Genomic DNA, 18514 nt, shown 5'->3' on the forward strand with positions numbered 1-18514 from the left:
TGGTGTCGGGCTTGCCCGCTGCCAGCTATTCACCACCCGCCCGGCAAGGCTGCTGAAAGCTTCGGCCGCTAAGCTGGGCGGATAACCGGGCCAACCCGGAGAAACGCCTGATGAGCGAGTTATTCCATAACGCCGTGCCCAATGCGACCCGCGTCGCCCCGCCACTGCCAAAACCGCGCCAATACCCCGCGCGCAAGCCCGCGCAGGTCTATCTGTTCGGCACCTGTGTGGTGGATGTGTTTTTTCCCGAAGCGGGGATGGCTGCCATCCACCTGCTGGAACGCGAAGGCATCCGGGTGCACTACCCGCAGGGGCAGAGTTGCTGCGGGCAGCCGGCCTACACCTCGGGTTACACCGAGCAGGCACGGGAAGTCGCGCGCGCGCAGCTGGCCTTGTTCGCCGGCGATTGGCCGCTGGTGGTGCCGTCCGGCTCCTGCGCCGGGATGCTGCGCGAGCACTACGCCGAGCTGTTCAAGGACGAGCCGGCCACCCTCGAGCAGGTGCAGGCCCTGGCCGAGCGCACCTATGAGCTGGCCGAGTTTCTGTTGCACGTGTGCAAGGTACAGCTGCAGGACCGCGGCGAGCCGGTCAAGGTGGCGCTGCACACCTCCTGCTCGGCCCGCCGCGAGATGCACACCCACCTGCACGGTCGCGCCCTGCTCGCGCAGTTGGCCCAGGTGGAGCGAGTGGAGCACGATCACGAGAGCGAATGCTGCGGTTTCGGCGGCACCTTCTCGGTGCGTATGGCGGATATTTCCGGCGCCATGGTCGCGGACAAGACCCGCGCACTGCAGGAATCCGGCGCGCACCAGGTGATCAGCGCCGACTGCGGCTGTTTGCTGAACATCAACGGCGCATTGGAGAAACAACAGCAAGCGCTACGCGGGCATCATTTAGCGAGTTTCCTCTGGCAACGCACCGGAGGTGGGGAATGAGCAGTCAATCACTGATCCCCAGCGTGCAACTGCACGCAGACTTCAAGACCCGCGCCCACCAGGCGCTGGGCGACGACCAACTGCGGAGCAACTTCCGCAGCGCCATGGATTCGCTGATGAGCAAGCGGGCGGCGGCCTTCGGCGATGCCGATGAACGCGAACGGCTGCGTGCCCTGGGCAACAGCATCCGTGCCCGCGCGCTATCCAAGTTGCCCGACCTGCTCGAGCGACTGGAACAGAACCTGGCCCGCAACGGTGTGAAGGTGCACTGGGCGGAAACCGTGGACGAGGCGAATGCCATCGTCCTCTCGATCATCCGTGCTCACGAGGCGCGGCAAGTGATCAAGGGCAAATCGATGGTCAGCGAAGAGATGGAGATGAACCATGTCCTCGCCGAACAGGGCATTGAATGCCTGGAGTCGGACATGGGCGAGTTCATCGTCCAGCTCGACCACGAGAAGCCTTCCCATATCATTATGCCGGCGATCCACAAGAATGCCGGCCAGGTCGCGTCCTTGTTCCACGACAAACTCGGCGTGGAGTACACCAAGGACGTCGACCAACTTATTCAGACCGGTCGCCGCGTGCTGCGACGGAAGTTCTTCGAGGCCGATATCGGCGTCTCGGGCGTCAACTTCGCGGTGGCCGAAACCGGCTCCCTGCTGCTCGTCGAGAACGAGGGCAACGGCCGCATGTCGACCACGGTGCCGCCGGTGCATATCGCCGTGACCGGCATCGAAAAGGTCGTCGAGCACCTGCGCGACGTGGTGCCGCTGCTCTCGCTGCTGACCCGCTCGGCGCTGGGCCAGCCGATCACCACCTACGTCAACCTGATCTCCGGCCCACGCCAGGCCCACGAACTCGACGGCCCGCAGGAAGTGCATCTGCTATTGCTGGATAACGGCCGCAGCCAGGCCTTCGCCGACGGCGAGCTGCGTCAGACGCTCAATTGCATCCGCTGCGGCGCCTGCATGAACCATTGCCCGGTCTATACCCGCATCGGCGGCCACGCCTACGGCGAGGTCTACCCCGGACCGATCGGCAAGATCATCACCCCGCATCTGGTCGGCCTGGCGAAGGTTCCGGATCACCCCAGCGCCTCGTCGCTGTGCGGCGCCTGCGGCGAAGTCTGCCCGGTGAAGATTCCGATCCCGGCCCTGCTGCGGCGTTTGCGCGAAGAGAACGCCAAGGCGCCGAACGCCCCGCACCCCGCCATGCGTGGCCAAGGCAGCCAGTATTCGCCCATGGAGCGCTGGCTGTGGAATGCCTGGCGCCACCTCAACCGCTCGCCGCGGCTGTATCGCGGCTTCCTGTTCCTCGCCACGCGTCTGCGCGGCCTGACACCGAGCAGGATCGGCCCCTGGACGCAAAACCACAGCGCCCCGAAACCCGCCGCCCGCTCGCTGCACGAACTGGCCCGTGAACACCTGGGGGACGAATGACATGAGCGCCAAAACCAACATCCTCGCCAAGCTGCGCAACAGCCTGAGCGGTACCACGCCGCTGGCCGATGACTTCGACGAAAGCCTGGTCACCCAGCCCTGGCGCTATCCGCCGGAGCAGCGCATCGCCCGCCTGCGCGAGTTGATGGAGGCCGTGCATACGGAAATCCACCTGACCGGTAGCGCCGCGTGGCCGGCGCTCCTGCAGCGCCTGCTGGTGGAACGCGGCCTGCCCAGCCTGCTGATCGCCCCGAATACCGAGCACGGCCAGCAACTCCAGGCGCACTGGAAGACGAGCGCCTGCACCATCACCTTAAAGGCCTACGACCGGCCCATCGAGGAGTGGAAAGCCGAGCTGTTCGACGAGACTCCGGCCAGCCTCACCGGCACGCTCGGCGCCATCGCCGCCACCGGCAGCCTGATCCTCTGGCCAAGCCGTGAAGAGCCACGCCTGATGAGCCTGGTGCCACCGGTGCATTTCGCCCTGCTCAAGGCCAGCGAGGTCTATGACAACCTCTATGAGGTGCTGCACCAGCAGCAGTGGGCCGCCGGCATGCCGACCAACGCCCTGCTGATTTCCGGCCCGTCGAAGACCGCCGACATCGAGCAGGTGCTGGCCTATGGCGCCCACGGCCCGAAAGACCTGGTGGTGCTGATCCTGGAGGACGCATGAGCCTGCCGGCCGCCTTTCTGCGTGACGCGCAACGCCTGATCCCGCCTGCACGGCGCTTCGATGACCCGCTGTCGACCCTGGCCTTCGGCACCGATGCGAGCTTCTATCGGCTGATTCCCAAGCTGGTGCTGCGCGTCGAATCCGAAGCGGAAGTCATCGCCCTGCTCAAGCTGGCCCACGCCGAACGGGTGCCGGTGACCTTCCGCGCCGCCGGCACCAGCCTATCGGGCCAGGCCATCAGCGACTCGGTGTTGATCGTCCTCGGCGATAACTGGAATGGCCGCGATATCCGCCACGGCGGGAGCCAGATTCGCCTGCAACCCGGCGTGCTCGGCGCCCAGGCCAACGCCTGGCTGGCACCGTTCGGGCGCAAGATCGGCCCCGACCCGGCCTCGATCAATGCCTGCAAGATCGGCGGCATAGTCGCCAACAACGCCAGTGGCATGTGCTGCGGCACGGCGCAGAACACTTACAACACCCTGGCCGGCATGCGCCTGGTGCTGGCCGACGGCACGGTGCTGGACAGCGAAGACGCCGCCAGCGTCGACGCCTTTCGCAGCAGCCATGGGCACCTGCTGGAACAGCTCGCCGAGCTTGGTCGCGCAACCCGCGCCAACCCCGAGCTGGCGGCAAAGATCCGCCACAAATACCGACTGAAGAACACCACCGGCCTGTCGCTGAATGCACTGGTCGACTACGACGAGCCGCTGGATATCCTCACCCACCTGCTGGTCGGCTCCGAAGGCACCCTCGGTTTTATCAGCGCAGTGACCTACGACACTGTGCCCGACCACCCGCACAAGGCCTCGGCGCTGATCGTCTTCGCCGATGTGGAGACCTGCTGCACCGCCGTCACCGCACTGAAAAGCCAGCCGGTCTCGGCGGTGGAGCTGCTGGATCGCCGCAGCCTGCGCTCGGTGCAAGACAAACCGGGGATGCCGGCCTTCGTGCGTGAGCTGTCGGCCCATGCCTGCGCGCTGCTGATCGAATCGCGCGCGGCTTCGCAGTCGCTGCTGCAGGAGCAACTGGCGCTGATCATGGCGACCCTAGCGCCCTTCCCGGTCGAGCAACGGGTCGACTTCAGCACCGACCCGGTGGTCTACAACCAGCTCTGGGCGATCCGCAAGGGCACCTTCCCGGCCGTCGGCGCGGTACGCCAGATCGGCACCAGCGTGATAATCGAAGACGTGACCTTTCCGATCGAACACCTGGCCGCCGGCGTCAACCGCCTGCTCGCGCTGTTCGACAAGCACCGCTACGACGAGGCGATCCTGTTCGGCCACGCGCTGGAGGGCAACCTGCACTTCGTCTTCACCCAGGCGTTCGAAACGCCCGAGCAAATTGCCCGCTACTCGGCCTTTATGGACGACGTCGCCCAGTTGGTGGCGGTGGAGTTCGGCGGCTCGCTGAAGGCCGAGCACGGCACCGGCCGCAACATGGCGCCCTTCGTCGAACTCGAATGGGGCCACGACGCCTATCAGTTGATGTGGCAGCTGAAACGCCTGCTCGACCCGCGCGGCATCCTCAACCCGGACGTGGTTCTGAGTGAGGATACCGAGATCCATCTGAAGCACCTGAAACCGCTGCCGGCCGCCGACGAAATCGTCGACAAGTGCATCGAGTGCGGCTTCTGCGAACCGGTCTGCCCATCCCAGGGGCTGACCTTGAGCCCGCGCCAGCGCATCGTGATCTGGCGTGAAATTCAGGCTAAGAAACGCGCCGGCCTCGATACCTCGGCGCTGGAGCGTGACTATCAGTACCAGGGCCTCGACACCTGCGCCGCCACCGGCCTCTGCGCCCAGCGCTGCCCGGTCGGGATCAATACCGGCGATCTGGTGCGCAAGCTGCGTGCCCGCACGGCGAGCCATCAGGGCGGCGCCAACTGGCTGGCCGAGCACTTCGCCACGGCCCTGAAAGGCGCGCGCTTCAGCCTCTTGGCCGCCAATGGCCTACGCAAAGTGCTCGGTGCCCCGCTGCTCGAGAAAGCCTCGACGAACCTGCGCAAGGCCTCCGGCAACCGCCTGCCGCAGTGGACACCGGCCATGCCCCAGGCCGCGCAGCCGATCCGCTTCACCCCGCCGGCAGCCGATCAACGCCCACGGGTCGTGTATCTGGCCGCCTGCGTGTCCCGCGCCATGGGCCCCTCGTTCAGCGACGAGGAACAGGTCCCGCTGATCGACAAGACCCGTGCGCTGCTGGAGAAGGCCGGTTATCAGGTGGTGTTCCCGGACCATCAGGACAACCTCTGCTGCGGCCAGCCGTTCGCCTCCAAGGGCTATGCGGCACAAGCCGAGGGCAAGCGCCGGGAGCTGATCGGCGCCCTGCTCAAGGCCAGCCGGGGTGGCCTCGATCCGATCTACTGCGACACCAGCCCGTGCGCCCTGCGCCTGCTGCAGGACGGGCTGGATGAGCGGCTGAACCTTTACGACCCGGTGAAGTTCATCCGCCTGCACCTGCTGGAGCGCCTGGAGTTCCAGCCGCAGGACAAGCCGGTGGCGGTGCATGTCACCTGCAGCACCCAACAGCTGGGCGAAGCCCAGGGGCTGATCGACATAGTCCGCCGCTGCACCAGCCAAGTGGTGATCCCCGAGGGCATCCACTGCTGCGGCTTCGCCGGCGACAAGGGCTTCACCACCCCGGAGCTCAACGCCCACTCGCTGCGCACCTTGAAAGACGCGGTGCAGAGCTGCGCGGAAGGCATTTCCACCAGCCGCACCTGCGAAATCGGCCTGAGCCAGCATGGTGGCATCGACTATCACGGCCTGGTTTATCTGGTCGATCGGGTCACCACGGCCAAGGCCGTCTGAAGCTGCAGCGCACACTGCCGTGCGGGGCTTTTTATCGGGAGAAAATGACCGGCGGCCATGGTCGCGGTGGATGACTTCCTATACTGGGAACATCAGCCAAAACTCGGAGACCTGCCATGCGCCGCCTCGCCCTATTCCTCGCCGCCAGCCTGCTCTGCACCCCGCTCTGGGCCATGCACTGCCCGCAGGATATGGCGCAGATCGATGCCCTGCTGAAGAGCGACCCGCCCAGCGATCCGACGGTACTGGCGCAAGTGCAGAAGCTGCGCGCCGAAGGCGAAGCGCTGCACAAGGCCGGCGACCACAGCCAGTCGGTGAAGGTGCTCGGCGAAGCCTTGGACTTGCTGCAGGCCAGCGAGTAAACCGCCAGACGCTGCCCCTACAGCGCCTCACCGAGCAACGACAAGGCCAGCCGGCGTACCTGCTGCAGGTCGACCGGCTTAGCCAGGCAGGCTTGGGCGCCTCGTTTGCGGGCTTCGGCAAAGATCGCTTCATCGGCCGCTGCGCTGACCACCAGCACCGGCACAACGCATAAACGCGGGGTGCGCCGCAGCATGTCGAGTACCGCCAAGCCGTCGCCATCCGGCAGGTCGAGGTCGAGCAGCAACAACGCCGGGGTAAAACTTTCCAGCTCCGCCAGGGCGCGTTGCACCGAGACAGCGCCGCGCACCTCGGCGAACTCGCGCAAGCCTTCCTGCAGCACCTTCAGACACGCCGGGTGATCCTCGACACAGAGCACCGCGGCCAGCGTTTTCGGCTCGGGCTGGCTATCCGGCCGCGGCTCGGTTGCCGCAGTCTCGGGTGGCGCGGCACTCGGCAGGTCGATCCAGAAGCGGCTGCCCATGCCGGGCGCACTGCGAAAACCAATCTCGCCGCCCATCAGCTCCGCCAGCTCGCGGCTCAACACCAGACCGATGCCGGCACCGGGGGTATTCGAATTCTCCCAGCCCAAGCGCTGGAACGGCTGGAACAGCTGGGCCTGCTGCTGCTCGCTGAGCCCCGGACCACTGTCATCGACCCACAAACGCACGCAGTTCGAACGCACCTCATAGCCCAGGCTGACCAGGCCTTGCGGGCTGTTGTACTTGATCGCGTTGGACAGCAGATTGAGCAGCACCTGGCGCAGTCGGCGAATATCCGCCAACACATACAACGCTGGCTCGGCCGCCGCCATGACCTGCAACTGCTGTCGGCGTAGCTGCGCCTCCGGCTGCACCAGCTCGGCACAACCGGCGAGCAGCGCACCGACCTCGACCGCGTTGAGTTGCAGCTGCTGGCGCCGGCTCTCGATACTGGACAGGTCGAGAATGTCATCCACCAACGAGGTGAGGTGGCGGCTGGCATTGACGATTTCCCGCGCATAATCGGCCTGCTGCTCTGTACCGGGTTGCTCCTGCGCCTCCAGCTCGATCAATTGGGCGAAGCCATAGATGGCATTCAGCGGCGTGCGCAGCTCATGGCTCATGCTGGAGAGAAAACGGCTCTTGGCTTGGCTCGCCGCTTGCGCTTCCAGGCTGGCGCGGCGCAAATCTTCCTGCACCAGCTTCAGGCCGGTGATATCGACATGGGTGCCGGCCACCCGCAGTGCCTGCCCGTGTTCATCGCGCTCCAGCACCTTGCCACGGCTGAGCAGCCAGGCGTACTGGCCCTGCGCATCGGCGAAGCGGTACTCCGCATCGAAATGCTCTCCACCGCTGACGGCAAAGCATTTGCGCAGGCGCCGCAGCCGATCGAGATCATCGGGATGCACCCGCTGGTTAAACTCGCTGACCGTCAGGCACTCATCGCGGAGGCCGAAACGCTTAACCGCACGCCCGCTGATCTTGATCATCGAGCTCTCGGTCTCGACCTCCCAGAGGCTTTCCGTGGTGCTTTCCAGCACCAGTTCCAAGTTGCGCTGGGCCTGGAACCGCTCGCTCTCGCTGGCCTGCAACTGGGCACCGGTTTGCTGGACCGCCGTCGCCATACTGACCAGCTCATCGATCTGAGTCGTGGGCGCGCTGGGCTGGTAATCGCCCTGGCCGAGACGGCGCATCATCGCCATGACCCCCGCCATCGGTTGTGCCAGCTCGGCGCTCAGACGCCGTGAGCGGCGCCACATCCAGGCGAAAAACAACAGGTAGAAGAACAGCAGCCCGCCGATCAGCAGATAGCCAATCTGCCGATAGCGCTCGGCCAGGTTGTTGGTCTCGCGAAAGATATTCGCCTCATCCACCACCAACAGCAGGCGCCAACCGGTTTGCGGAATCTCGCTCCAGGCCACCAGTTGCTTGCGCCCGCCCAGCAGCACCTCCTGCACGCTGCCCGGACTCGCCGCCATCGCCTGCAACAGTGGCTGCAGGTCGCGGCGCTTGCTCAGGTTGAAGTCATCCGGCTTGAGCACCTCGCGGCGTACCGCCTCCTCGTAGCTGTACTGGGTCAATTCGTTCAGACCGAAGTCGTGCTCGCCAGCCTCAGGCAAGGCGATGACCCCGTGGTCGCGGCTGACCAGCATGGCGTAACCCTGCCAAGGCACCTGCAGACTGCCGATCTCGGCCAGCATCTGCCCGACTGTGATATCCACCCCGACCACCCCCTCGAGGAAGCTCTCCCGGTAGATCGGCGCCACCGCGGACATCATCCAGCCCTGTCCGGCCGGATCGAGGTACACATCCGTCCAGGCGACCTTGCGCCCGGGGTTGTGCTGGGCGTCGGCCAGGTAATAGAAGTTGTAATCGGGTATCACCATGTCATGGGGATACTGCTCGGGGGTCATGAAGAAGGGGTAGATGCGGTTGTAGCTGTCCCAACTGTTGAAATAGAGCGCCGAGACCAAGGGGTTAGCGCTGCTGATCCAGCGCATCAGGGGGTCGACCTGCGACAGGCGCAGGGCCTTGGCGTGATCCTGCTGCGCCAGCGGCGTGCTGTTGGCATAGAAAGACGCCGCCCGCCCATCATCGCTACGGCTGTAGAACACCCCATCGGCGCTGACCGCATGCCGCGCCCGCTCCAGCGCATCCGGCTGGTAGGCCACATCGCTCAGGGCCCGAGCAGTCGCCGCCCGATAGATCTGCAGCTGCGCCTCGATGCCCTGTAGGCGGCTGTCGATGACCTGCCCCTCGCGCTGCACCGCCCCCGCCAGATCCTGCACGGCGCTCTGCTGCAGATAGTCCAACTGCGAATCGCGAATGGCGTTGTTGCTCAGCAGGTACACCGCAATCAACACCGACTCCACCAAAATCAGCGGGATCAGCGCGCTTTGCACAAAGGCGCGCCAGATCCACTGGCGCAAGGGATAACTCGACGGACGCGACATAGCGACGACTCTTAGAGGGTTGCGGCGACAACAACAGAATCGCCATGATATCGCCAGTTGGCCAGCATAACCTTAGCCAACGGCGAGTCGACGCGTGGGAACCTTTGCCGTACACTGGGCGTGCCAACTGTGTCACCACAGTGGTTTTGGGGCCGATTAGGATTCGACGCCGGTAACAAAACTCGAGGGGCATGCCGAGCTGGTAGCAGAACTCGTTAATTAGCTGCTGCAAACTTATAGTTGCCAACGACGACAACTACGCTCTAGCCGCCTAAGTGCCGCTAGCTGTCCATAGGGGATGCCTGTAAACCCGAAGATTCTGGACAGTCATATAGAACAGGATCGCCGCCAAGCTCGCTGCAGGTGTAACGGCTAAAACTTATGCAGCTCGCTCAAAGCACCCTGCCACTCGGGTCGCGATGAGTTAACTCAATAGAGATGGCTACGCATGTAGAACCGACAGCGGAGAACTGGCGGACGGGGGTTCAAATCCCCCCGGCTCCACCATTACAACATCTAGAGACGTCCACGGACGTCTTTTTTTGTGCCTGAAACCCAGCAAATCCGCGGCTTTCAGCGCCACCAGCGTCCATGAGCATCCATCGACATCCGCGAGGATTGGTATTCCAAGTGGTATTCCAAGCAGCAGATGCTAATTTTTGGAATACCGAACGCTTTCTTGGAATACCAATGTGCGCTCAAGCCACCCGCCTCTCTGAACTCAAAATCAAAGCTGCCAAGCCCAAAGATAAGGATTACGTCCTAGTTGACGGCGACGGCCTTCAATTGAGAGTGAGAATCAATGGATCCAAGCTTTGGAACTTCAACTATTACCACCCCATAACCAAAAAGCGCATCAACATGGGGCTTGGTACTTATCCTGAGCTGCCTCTGACGCAAGCAAGGAAAAAGACAGTTGAAGCGAGGGAGCTACTTGCCGCCGGCATTGATCCAAAAGAGCAGCGAGACACTCTGGAGCAAACCAGACGAGCGATCACTGAGCATACGTTCGAGAACGTGGCCACAGCCTGGTTTGAGCTCAAGAAGGACGCCGTAACTCAGGCGTATGCCGAGGACATATGGCGCTCTCTCGATCTGCATGTCTTCCCAAAACTCGGGACAACGCCTATCTCGCAGATCAGCGCCCCGACGGTCATCGAGTTACTGCGCCCCCTAGAAACCAAAGGCAGCCTGGATAGGGCCTATCGTCACGTTGGCAGGCGGTAAATGTGTAGGTGTAAACCCACCCTCGCGGTCTGGCAGCCTTTTTGCGAGCCTCCTCTGTCAACTTGGCTCGATTTTCGTAGGCCGCAAGCCAAGCAACATGAGCTTCGCTAACAGGCGGCTGGGGCAACTGGGGCGTCCAGGACGGCTGCGCGGAGACTTTTTTCTACTCCGAAGCCAGGTAGTGAAGGCATCGAACATATTTATGGCCACGCCGCATCCCACAAAAGCGACCGCTGCGAAAACTATCATTTTTTAACTCTGATTCTGAGATCAATTAACGATCCTCACTGGAGCACGCAGCTGCGAGTTGCATTTTGCCGGAAGGCATTTTCAGCAGCATCCCGCAAAGCGCTAAGTCTCCTTTGCTTTCGCATAGGTTGTCGAGTGACCGTATAACCGACCGGAAGGCGCCCCGAATGATCTGGAGGTAGTGGCCCGGTTGCGACCAAACAGGATCAGCTTGTCCGATGAGGCCGGTATCCAGGATGTGTTTCGGCACCTTGCTACCGATGCCGAACGCACCGCTGCTGTCACAGCCGAAGTGGCGGCTGCCTTCAACCAGGGTCGTAAGGTGCTGGTACTTACCGAGCGCACCGATCATCTGAGCGCTATCGAGGCAAACCTTGCTGGACGCATTCAGAACCTGTTTGTGCTACATGGCCGGATGTCGAAGAAACAGCGCTCCACGCTGATTACCGAACTCGACGCGCTGGCACCTGAGGCGCCTCGGGTATTGCTGGCCACTGGCAAATTGGTGGGCGAAGGCTTTGACCATCCACCACTGGATACCCTGGCATTGGCAATGCCTATTTCCTGGAAAGGCACACTCCAGCAGTACGCTGGACGGCTGCACAGGGAGCACGCCAGCAAGGCCCACATACGCATCATCGACTTCATCGACGCTGGACATCCGAGCTTGCTAAGGATGTGGGACAAGCGCCAACGTGGGTATAGGGCGATGGGCTATCGAATCGTGGAGGCGACCAGTCCGATGGATCTTTTCGAGCAGGCGTGAAGTGCAGCGGGAATCTTCACACAGCCTAGGTCGGATTGAGCCGGTCACCCATCCAGCGTTTTCGTCTGATCATGAATCTCTGGACTGCTAAATAGCCTTGTGCAATCGACCAGACTCAGCACTAGCCTCTCCCAGAAGCGAAGCCCAATCATCTGGCGGATGACCGCTCTGCAGCATCTTGCGAAACACTCTGTAGGCATCATCGCCACTGTCGTACGCCCGCTTCGTATCCTCATCGTTCACCCACGCATAGACGATGATCTTGCTCTCGGCGTGATAGCGAAACAACAGACGGTACTGCTGAAAGAATTTGGCTCGGAACCAGTGCTTGTGTTCGTCACCGAGTGTACCGCCCTGCCGGTACTCAACACGCCCTGGATCCTGGGGGATGACCTCGAATGCCAGCTTGGTGATAGCAGCAAGACGTTTGCTGGCATTTTTTCGGACGTAGCCCGAAGGGTCTTTCTTACGTAAAGCTTCGACTTGCTTAGTCAGGCCCTCGACCTGATCAAGAAACAGCGAATGAGCAAAAATCGTCCAACCATTCACAACCAATGGAGCGGTTGAAGACTTTGTCATTCGTCATCCGCCGAAAGCGGGGCATCCAGATCAAGCTCTACGTGCCCGACAAGCGATTGGACTCGCTTCAGCAGGCCAGCATCAATGCTTTGAAGGCGCTCGGGATGACGTGCGATATCGTTCGCCAGAAAACTCAAAAACCGCCCAAGGACGGGATCCTCATCCTTTGATTCATCGGCACGCGTCATCACCACAGCTCCATCGGGACGGATCGAGTAGTGGATTTTGTCGCGCTTGCCCAGCTTGAGCGCACGCCGAACGGTTTCAGGCACGGTGGTCTGATAGCGGTCGGTGAGTGTGGATTCGACTTCGAGAGCGGCGGCCATGACTGCCTCCATTGATAACGGTTAAGCACACAGCGAAGGTAATGCATTTGCATTGCCTGGTCAATGCACCACGCCCACCAACTGATCGATTAGACGCATCTCTGTGCAACCTTGCGGCATGCGTTCAAATCCTCTCTAGGGATTTGAACTCAACTCCTAGTCGGTCACCCGACCTGCCATCACGCATCGCGAACCAGGAGGATTGGATACGCCGGAAAACGCTTTACAAAACCCTAGTGATGCTTAGACTTCTGGCCAACCGCACGATATCTACCAAATCCAAGTGATCTGCGAATAGCGCTGAAAACACTGGGGTTTGCGGGGTTCAGAGGGGTTAGGCCACATCTCCCCCCGGCTCCACCAAATGCAAGTTTCCACATGTTCCCACATGACTGGAAACACCCCAAGAAGCCCGCCCCGTGCGGGCTTTCTTGTTTCTACACATCCCCCTATAGATACACACAGCACGCACCGCCGTGCATCCTCTGCTGTACCCGACAAATAAATTGAAACTGAGGGGTACACGGATGAAGCGCAGCGAAATCAAGCGTCGCCCGCTGGCAGACACAGTGGTTGCCACCCTGGAGCCAGAGGACAAGAAATACCGCGAGCACGACGGCAACAGCCTGTATCTGCGCGTCAAACCGGATGGCCGCAAGTCATGGCAACTGCGCTACAAGAAACCCGATGGCAAATGGTCATGGATCGGCCTCGGTGGGTATCCCGAAGTCGGCGGCTCACTGGCTCGCCAGAAGGCGGCGGGAATGCGCGGCGATGTATCCCAGGGCCGCAATCCGCTAGCGATGAAACACACCAGGAAAGCAGCAGAGGCTGCTAAGTGACGATACGGTGCGCGAGGTCGAGCTGGACGGGCGCACCTTGCTGGTCGTGGAGATTCCTCGCGCCAATCGCAAACAGCGCCCGGTTCACCTGACGCCCAACCCCTTCGGTCATACCTACCGCCGACTCAACGAGGGCGACCGGGCCGTGCCCAACGAAGAGGTGAAGCGGATGCTCGCCGAGCAGGTGGAGGACAGTCGAGACGACCGTATCCTTCAGGGCTACGACTTTACTGACCTGTGCCAGGAAACCTTCCGCGCCTACCGCCAGGTGTTCGCCAACCGCGAGCCGGCGCATCCCTGGAATGCGCTGGACGATCAAGAGTTCCTGCGCCAGATCGGCGGCTGGCGTCGCGACCGCGAAACCGATACGGCAGGCCTGACCCTAGCGGGGCTGCTGATGTTCGGCTGGATGAGCACCATCCAGGAGGAGCTGCCGAACTACATGCTCGACTATCAGGAGCGCCCGGAAGCCCGCGCCGAGCTGCGCTGGGTAGACCGCGTCACCCTCGACGGCAAATGGTCGGGCAACCTCTATGACTTCTATCGCAAGGTCTATCTCAAGCTCACCGCCGATTTGAAGGTGCCGTTCAAGCTGGAGAAAGGTGAACGCCAGGACGAAACGCCCGTGCATGTAGCCCTGCGTGAAGCGCTGGCCAATGTGCTGGTGCATGCGGATTATTCGGATCGGGCCTCGGTGCTGGTGGTCAAGCGGCCGGATATGTTCGGCTTCCGCAACCCCGGCCTAATGCGCGTACCGCCGGAAGTGGCCATCCGTGGCGGCGAGCACGATTGCCGCAACCGCACGCTGCACAAGATGTTCCGTTTCGTCGGGGTCGGCGAGCAGGCCGGCTCGGGAATTCCGAAGATCTATTCCGGCTGGAAGGATCAGCACTGGCGTGCGCCCGCTCTTTTCGAGCGTAACGAGCCTTACAATCAGACGCGGCTCGAGCTGCGTATGGTCGATCTGCTGCCGGAGGAGGTGCTGGAGGCCCTGCGGCTGCAATTCGGCCCGGCTTTCGATCAGCTATCCCATGACGAACGCCTAACGTTGGCGGCCGCCGCTTCCGAGCGCACTGTCAGCCATGCGCGGATCATGGAAATGACCGGGATGCAGTCGGTGGAAGCCTCGCGTTTGTTACAAGGGCTGGTGCGCGCCGGATTTCTGGAAAGCCACAACCCCGGCCGAGGCGCGGTCTATTGTTTGCCCGGTGCCGCATTGCCAACACCGGAAGATGTGTTCGGTAGCTCCGGACATTTGGCTGGTAGCTCCGGGCATTTGCAAGACACCGGAGGAGACAATGCCTGCCGTCGCGATCCTCAAGGCCGAAGGCTGACAGAGAAGCTGGATGCCCCCCTGATCGACGACTTGGCGCTTTTGGACGAGGAATTCCACAGGACTCTCATTGGGGACACCTTGTCTGCACGCGCCTACCGCAAGCTGGATGCCGACGAGATGCAACGGATCATTCTCGATGTCTGTCGCGGTCATTACATTACCGGCAGCTGTCTCGCTGATCTGTTGCTGGAACTTGGCTTCCTGCTTCCTCAGCTCCTCGCGGGTGAAGGTGGCGGCGTCGCTGGTGCTGACCAGCTGCGGCACTCGCTTCTCATCGAAACTGGCGGCGATGGCCTTGGGATCACTGGCGCGGGTGTAGGTGCGCGCCAGCCAGAACAGCACATGGAACAGCTCGCGCAGCAGCTTCATGGCATCGCTGAAGCTGATGGTGCCGCTGCCATGTACGGCCTGGTTACCGGCCTTCTGGATCAGCCGCATCTTCTGCAGCACCTGCGGCGGCGGCAGGTCTTCGAATTCGCGGTTGGTGAGCAGCGCATTCAGGCTGCGGTCGTAGGGCATGTGCAGGTCGCGGTCATGCTCGTACAGCCAGTGCACCGCCTGTTCCAGTGCATGGCGGGTGCGCATGCAGCAGGCACGCGGGTCGGAATAGACCAGTTGCTCGGCACCTTTCGCGGGCTCAAGGAGGGCTTTGAACTCGAGAGCGAGAAACTGGAAGTTACTCATAGATGACTACTCACTTTCCGTTGTGCGATAGGCCTGCATCTGGTGCGTGGGCGTGGTGGGGAAGGCCAGGCGCAAACGGCCCGCTTGCACCAATTGTTTCAAGTGCTGCTTGCGCAAGGAGTCGGCATTGCGGTTTAGCAGTTCACCGACCAGCACGCAGCACTGGAAAAACGCGAGGCTGCCATTGCCGAGCAGGCCGCGACGCTGGCCGAACGCGAGGCGCTGCTGGCCCAGGTCAATGCCGACCTGGCCGCCGCCCGTGCCGAACTGGCCAAGGCCAAGGCCGCCAATATCGCCGTACCGGATACCCACGACTACGACGAGGCCGATACCCGCCGCTTCTTTATCGACGTGCTGCTGCGCGAAGCCGGCTGGGAAGCCGGCAAGAACCTCTCCATCGAAGTCCCGCTCAAGGGCATGCCCAATACCCAGGGCGAAGGCTTCGCCGATTACGTGCTCTGGGGCTCCGACGGTAAGCCGCTGGCGGTGGTGGAAGCCAAGCGCAGCCTGAAAGATCCGGACGTCGGCCGGCAGCAGGCCAAGCTCTATGCCGACTGCCTGGAAGCAGAGAAAGGCCAGCGTCCGCTGATTTTCTACACCAATGGCAACCACACCTGGCTGTGGGACGATCGCCGCGCACCGCCGCGTGAGGTGCAGGGTTTCTACACCCGCGAGGAACTGGAGCTGGCCGTGCAGCGCCGGCAGCTGCAGACCAATCTACAAACCCTGCCAATCAACAAAGACATCGTCGAGCGCCCCTATCAACACCGCGCCATCCGCGCCATGGCCGAGGCCTTGACGGGTGGTCGCCGGGCCGGCCTGCTGACCATGGCCACCGGCACCGGCAAGACCCGCACCGCCATCGCGCTCGTCGAATTGCTGATGCGCGCCAACTGGGTCAAGCGTGTGCTGTTCCTCGCCGACCGCGTGGCGCTGGTCAACCAGGCAGTGGGCGCCTTCAAGGCTCACCTGCCGGATTCCAGCCCGGTCAACCTGGTCACCGAGAAAAACGGCCAAGGCCGTGTCTACCTGTCCACCTACCCGACCATGATGGGCCTGATCGACGAGATGGACGGCGAGCAGCGCCGCTACGGCATCGGCCACTTCGATCTGGTGATCATCGACGAGGCGCACCGCAGCGTGTACCAGAAGTACGGCGCGATCTTCCGCTACTTCGACAGCTACCTGGTTGGCCTCACCGCCACCCCGCGTGATGAGGTGGATCGTGACACCTATCACCTGTTCGGCCTAGAAACCGGCGTACCCACCGACGCCTACAGCCTCGACGAAGCCGTGGCCGCCGGTTACCTGGTGCCACCCAAGGCCCATTCGGTGCCGATCAAGTTTGTCCGCGAGGGCATTCGCTATGACGAGCTCAGCGACGAGGAAAAGGAGCACTGGGAATCCCTGGACTGGGGCGACCGTGCCGCCGAGGATGGCGACGCGCCGGCCGAGGTACTGGCCTCGGAAGTGAACAAGCAGCTGTTCAACGAGCACACCGTAGACCTGATGCTGCAGCACCTGATGCAGGACGGCCTGAAGGTGGACGGCGGCGAGAAGATCGGCAAAACCATCATCTTCGCCGTGAACAAGGAGCACGCCAAGTTCATCGCCCGCCGCTTCGATCACCACTACCCGCAGTACAAGGGTGAATTTGCCCGCGTCATCGTGCATGGCGAGCCCTATGTGCAGACGCTGATCGACGCCTTCGGCGCCAAGGACAACCGCCTGCCGCAGATCGCCATCTCGGTGGACATGCTCGACACCGGCATCGACGTGCCGCAGGTGCTGAACCTGGTGTTCTTCAAGGCGGTGCGCTCGAAGGTGAAGTTCCTGCAGATGATCGGTCGCGGTACGCGCCTATGCGAGAACCTGTTCGCGCCGGGCGTGGACAAGACCGAGTTCTACATCTTCGACTTCTGCGCCAACTTCGAATACTTCAACGAACACCCGAAAGGCGCCCTGGGCGGCATGGCCGAACCGGTCGGCAAGCGCCTGTTCAAGGCGCGCCTGGATCTGCTCTCGCTGCTCTCCGGCAAGGACACCCGCGTACCCGATGGCATCGCCGAAACCATCGGCGGCTACGACAGCCTGGCCACCCTGCGCCAGGGCGTAACCGATGAGCTGCATGGCGAAGTAGCAGCGATGAATCAGGACAACTTCATCGTGCGCAGCGAGCGCGAACACGTCATCCGCTTCACCGACCGCAATGTCTGGAACGACCTGGATGACGCCGCACTGGGCGACCTGCGCGCCCACGTCGCCGGCCTGCCCAGCGAGCGCGAGGCCGAGCACATCACCGCCAAGCTGTTCGACCTGCTCTGCCTCAGCCTGCAGCTCGCGGTGCTGCGCTCCAGTGGCGACTTCATCGCCTACCGCGACCGTATCCGCGAGCTGGCCAGCCAACTGGAAACCATGGAGAGCATCCCGGCCATCCGCGCCGAGCTGGCGCTGATTCAGGATCTGCAGACCGAGGAATACTGGCAGGACATCACCCTGCCGATGATCGAGCAGGTGCGCCGCAAACTACGCGGGCTGATCCAGCTCATCGAGCGCCGCCCATCCAACCCTGTGTACACCATGCTCACCGACCAAATCGGCGAGGCCACCGAGGTCGTGCTCAAGGATTTCAGCACCGGCATCAACCTGGCCCAGTACCGCAAGAAGGTCGAAGCCTACATTCGCGCCAACGAAAACCACGTGGCCATCGCCAAGCTCAAGCACAACAAGCCGCTAACGCCGACCGATCTGGGAGAGCTGGAGCGCTTCGTCTACCAGTCCGAACCGGTAGAAAGCCGCGAGCGTTTCATCGAATGCTTTGGCGACGACAGACCCCTGCCGCTGTTCATCCGCTCACTGGTCGGCCTGGATCGCAATGCCGCGCTGGAGGCCTTCGGCAAATTCCTCGACGGCAGCCGCTACAGCAGCCAGCAGATCCGCTTCGTCGAGATGATCATCGAACGCCTGACCAAACACGGCACCATCGAGCCAGGACAGCTTTACGAGCCGCCATTCACCGCCGTGCACCACGAAGGCCTGGATGGGGCCTTTGGAGACTCCGACGCCGACCGAATCGTGGCCGTGATCGCCGAGATTAACCAAGGGGCTGCGGCCTAATACATGGGCCAATGGTAGGAACGGTTAGGGTGTTTTTGCTGCCAGCAGCGGGGATGCTGTATCCCAACCTGTATCCCTTGAATATTTTAATCACACAAAACATTTATAAATCAGTATCTTACAGAACACGCTCAAACGACCCCGATTACTGAAGTGGCGTGCTGGCGGGCTGCCTACATCTTTCAGGCAGTTGCAGCATTGGAGTGGACTACCCCCGGAACGATAGACATCCCCGG

11 protein-coding genes, 1 other RNA gene and 4 pseudogenes are annotated in these 18514 nt (G+C 62.3%); 11 read left to right on the forward strand and 5 right to left on the reverse strand.

Annotated features, from left to right (window positions below; all coding sequences use genetic code 11):
• Nucleotides 1-110 precede the first annotated feature (110 nt).
• The 5 genes from FFS13_RS17390 (at nucleotide 111) to FFS13_RS17410 (ending at nucleotide 6219) form a co-directional block, all read left to right on the forward strand.
• The gene (locus FFS13_RS17390; protein ID WP_137820315.1) at nucleotides 111-935 is read left to right on the forward strand and encodes a (Fe-S)-binding protein; all 825 of its coding nucleotides are present in this window, start codon (nucleotides 111-113) and stop codon (nucleotides 933-935) included.
• Entirely contained in the window at nucleotides 932-2377 is a 1446-nt protein-coding gene (locus tag FFS13_RS17395) for a LutB/LldF family L-lactate oxidation iron-sulfur protein (RefSeq protein WP_137820316.1), read from the forward strand. The genes FFS13_RS17390 and FFS13_RS17395 overlap by 4 nt, the downstream gene beginning before the upstream one ends.
• Before the next feature lies 1 nt (nucleotide 2378).
• Nucleotides 2379-3050, forward strand: a complete 672-nt coding sequence (locus FFS13_RS17400) for a lactate utilization protein C (protein ID WP_137820317.1) — start codon at nucleotides 2379-2381, stop codon at nucleotides 3048-3050.
• Nucleotides 3047-5857: an FAD-binding and (Fe-S)-binding domain-containing protein gene (locus FFS13_RS17405; RefSeq protein WP_137820318.1), complete on the forward strand. Its 2811-nt coding sequence runs from the start codon at nucleotides 3047-3049 to the stop codon at nucleotides 5855-5857. Before FFS13_RS17400 ends, FFS13_RS17405 begins: the two co-directional genes overlap by 4 nt.
• A gap of 116 nt (nucleotides 5858-5973) precedes the next feature.
• Nucleotides 5974-6219: a hypothetical protein gene (locus FFS13_RS17410; RefSeq protein ID WP_137820319.1), complete on the forward strand. Its 246-nt coding sequence runs from the start codon at nucleotides 5974-5976 to the stop codon at nucleotides 6217-6219.
• Nucleotides 6220-6236: 17 nt separating this feature from the next.
• Here FFS13_RS17410 and FFS13_RS17415 read toward each other — a convergent pair whose 3' ends face one another.
• Entirely contained in the window at nucleotides 6237-9152 is a 2916-nt protein-coding gene (locus FFS13_RS17415) for an ATP-binding protein (protein ID WP_137820320.1), read from the reverse strand.
• Between the two features lie 148 nt (nucleotides 9153-9300).
• On the opposite strand from FFS13_RS17415, the gene ssrA reads away from it, so the two are divergent.
• The 3 genes and pseudogenes from ssrA to FFS13_RS17430 all read left to right on the forward strand — a co-directional run.
• Nucleotides 9301-9659, forward strand: a transfer-messenger RNA (tmRNA) gene (ssrA, locus tag FFS13_RS17420).
• A gap of 183 nt (nucleotides 9660-9842) precedes the next feature.
• Nucleotides 9843-10482, forward strand: a pseudogene (locus tag FFS13_RS17425) (integrase arm-type DNA-binding domain-containing protein); the annotation flags it as partial.
• Between the two features lie 291 nt (nucleotides 10483-10773).
• Nucleotides 10774-11394 (forward strand): annotated as a pseudogene (locus FFS13_RS17430) (DEAD/DEAH box helicase); the annotation flags it as partial.
• A gap of 87 nt (nucleotides 11395-11481) precedes the next feature.
• Here FFS13_RS17430 and FFS13_RS17435 read toward each other — a convergent pair.
• Nucleotides 11482-11973 carry a type II toxin-antitoxin system YhaV family toxin gene (locus FFS13_RS17435; protein WP_137820322.1) on the reverse strand — a complete coding sequence of 164 codons (492 nt, stop codon included), beginning with the start codon at nucleotides 11971-11973 and terminating at the stop codon, nucleotides 11482-11484.
• Nucleotides 11970-12299 carry a type II toxin-antitoxin system PrlF family antitoxin gene (locus FFS13_RS17440; RefSeq protein WP_137820323.1) on the reverse strand — a complete coding sequence of 110 codons (330 nt, stop codon included), beginning with the start codon at nucleotides 12297-12299 and terminating at the stop codon, nucleotides 11970-11972. The genes FFS13_RS17435 and FFS13_RS17440 overlap by 4 nt, the downstream gene beginning before the upstream one ends.
• Nucleotides 12300-12826: 527 nt before the next feature.
• On the opposite strand from FFS13_RS17440, the pseudogene FFS13_RS17445 reads away from it, so the two are divergent.
• Both FFS13_RS17445 and FFS13_RS20410 read left to right on the forward strand, forming a co-directional pair.
• Nucleotides 12827-13129 (forward strand): annotated as a pseudogene (locus FFS13_RS17445) (Arm DNA-binding domain-containing protein); the annotation flags it as partial.
• Between the two features lie 730 nt (nucleotides 13130-13859).
• Nucleotides 13860-14048 (forward strand): annotated as a pseudogene (locus FFS13_RS20410) (ATP-binding protein); the annotation flags it as partial.
• A gap of 228 nt (nucleotides 14049-14276) precedes the next feature.
• Here the strand turns inward: FFS13_RS20410 and FFS13_RS19820 are convergent.
• Together FFS13_RS19820 and FFS13_RS20210 are read right to left on the reverse strand one after the other, a co-directional pair.
• Nucleotides 14277-15161 carry a DUF4145 domain-containing protein gene (locus FFS13_RS19820; protein ID WP_171006509.1) on the reverse strand — a complete coding sequence of 295 codons (885 nt, stop codon included), beginning with the start codon at nucleotides 15159-15161 and terminating at the stop codon, nucleotides 14277-14279.
• A 6-nt stretch (nucleotides 15162-15167) separates the two neighbouring features.
• The gene (locus tag FFS13_RS20210; RefSeq protein ID WP_256657938.1) at nucleotides 15168-15473 is read right to left on the reverse strand and encodes a hypothetical protein; all 306 of its coding nucleotides are present in this window, start codon (nucleotides 15471-15473) and stop codon (nucleotides 15168-15170) included.
• A gap of 39 nt (nucleotides 15474-15512) precedes the next feature.
• Between FFS13_RS20210 and FFS13_RS17455 the strand changes: the two genes are divergently transcribed.
• The gene (locus FFS13_RS17455; RefSeq protein ID WP_256657939.1) at nucleotides 15513-18278 is read left to right on the forward strand and encodes a DEAD/DEAH box helicase family protein; all 2766 of its coding nucleotides are present in this window, start codon (nucleotides 15513-15515) and stop codon (nucleotides 18276-18278) included.
• Nucleotides 18279-18514 lie beyond the last annotated feature (236 nt).

Source organism: Pseudomonas sp. 2FG (assembly GCF_005502935.1).
In the GTDB taxonomy this organism is placed as follows: domain Bacteria; phylum Pseudomonadota; class Gammaproteobacteria; order Pseudomonadales; family Pseudomonadaceae; genus Aquipseudomonas.

Coding starts and splice junctions, on each gene's coding strand:
- FFS13_RS17395 (WP_137820316.1), top strand. CDS start 932: ATGAGCAGTCAATCACTGATCCCCAGCGTGCAACTGCACGCAGACTTC.
- FFS13_RS17415 (WP_137820320.1), bottom strand. CDS start 9,152: ATGTCGCGTCCGTCGAGTTATCCCTTGCGCCAGTGGATCTGGCGCGCC.
- FFS13_RS17410 (WP_137820319.1), top strand. CDS start 5,974: ATGCGCCGCCTCGCCCTATTCCTCGCCGCCAGCCTGCTCTGCACCCCG.
- FFS13_RS17440 (WP_137820323.1), bottom strand. CDS start 12,299: ATGGCCGCCGCTCTCGAAGTCGAATCCACACTCACCGACCGCTATCAG.
- FFS13_RS17400 (WP_137820317.1), top strand. CDS start 2,379: ATGAGCGCCAAAACCAACATCCTCGCCAAGCTGCGCAACAGCCTGAGC.
- FFS13_RS17435 (WP_137820322.1), bottom strand. CDS start 11,973: ATGACAAAGTCTTCAACCGCTCCATTGGTTGTGAATGGTTGGACGATT.
- FFS13_RS17405 (WP_137820318.1), top strand. CDS start 3,047: ATGAGCCTGCCGGCCGCCTTTCTGCGTGACGCGCAACGCCTGATCCCG.
- FFS13_RS19820 (WP_171006509.1), bottom strand. CDS start 15,161: ATGAGTAACTTCCAGTTTCTCGCTCTCGAGTTCAAAGCCCTCCTTGAG.
- FFS13_RS17390 (WP_137820315.1), top strand. CDS start 111: ATGAGCGAGTTATTCCATAACGCCGTGCCCAATGCGACCCGCGTCGCC.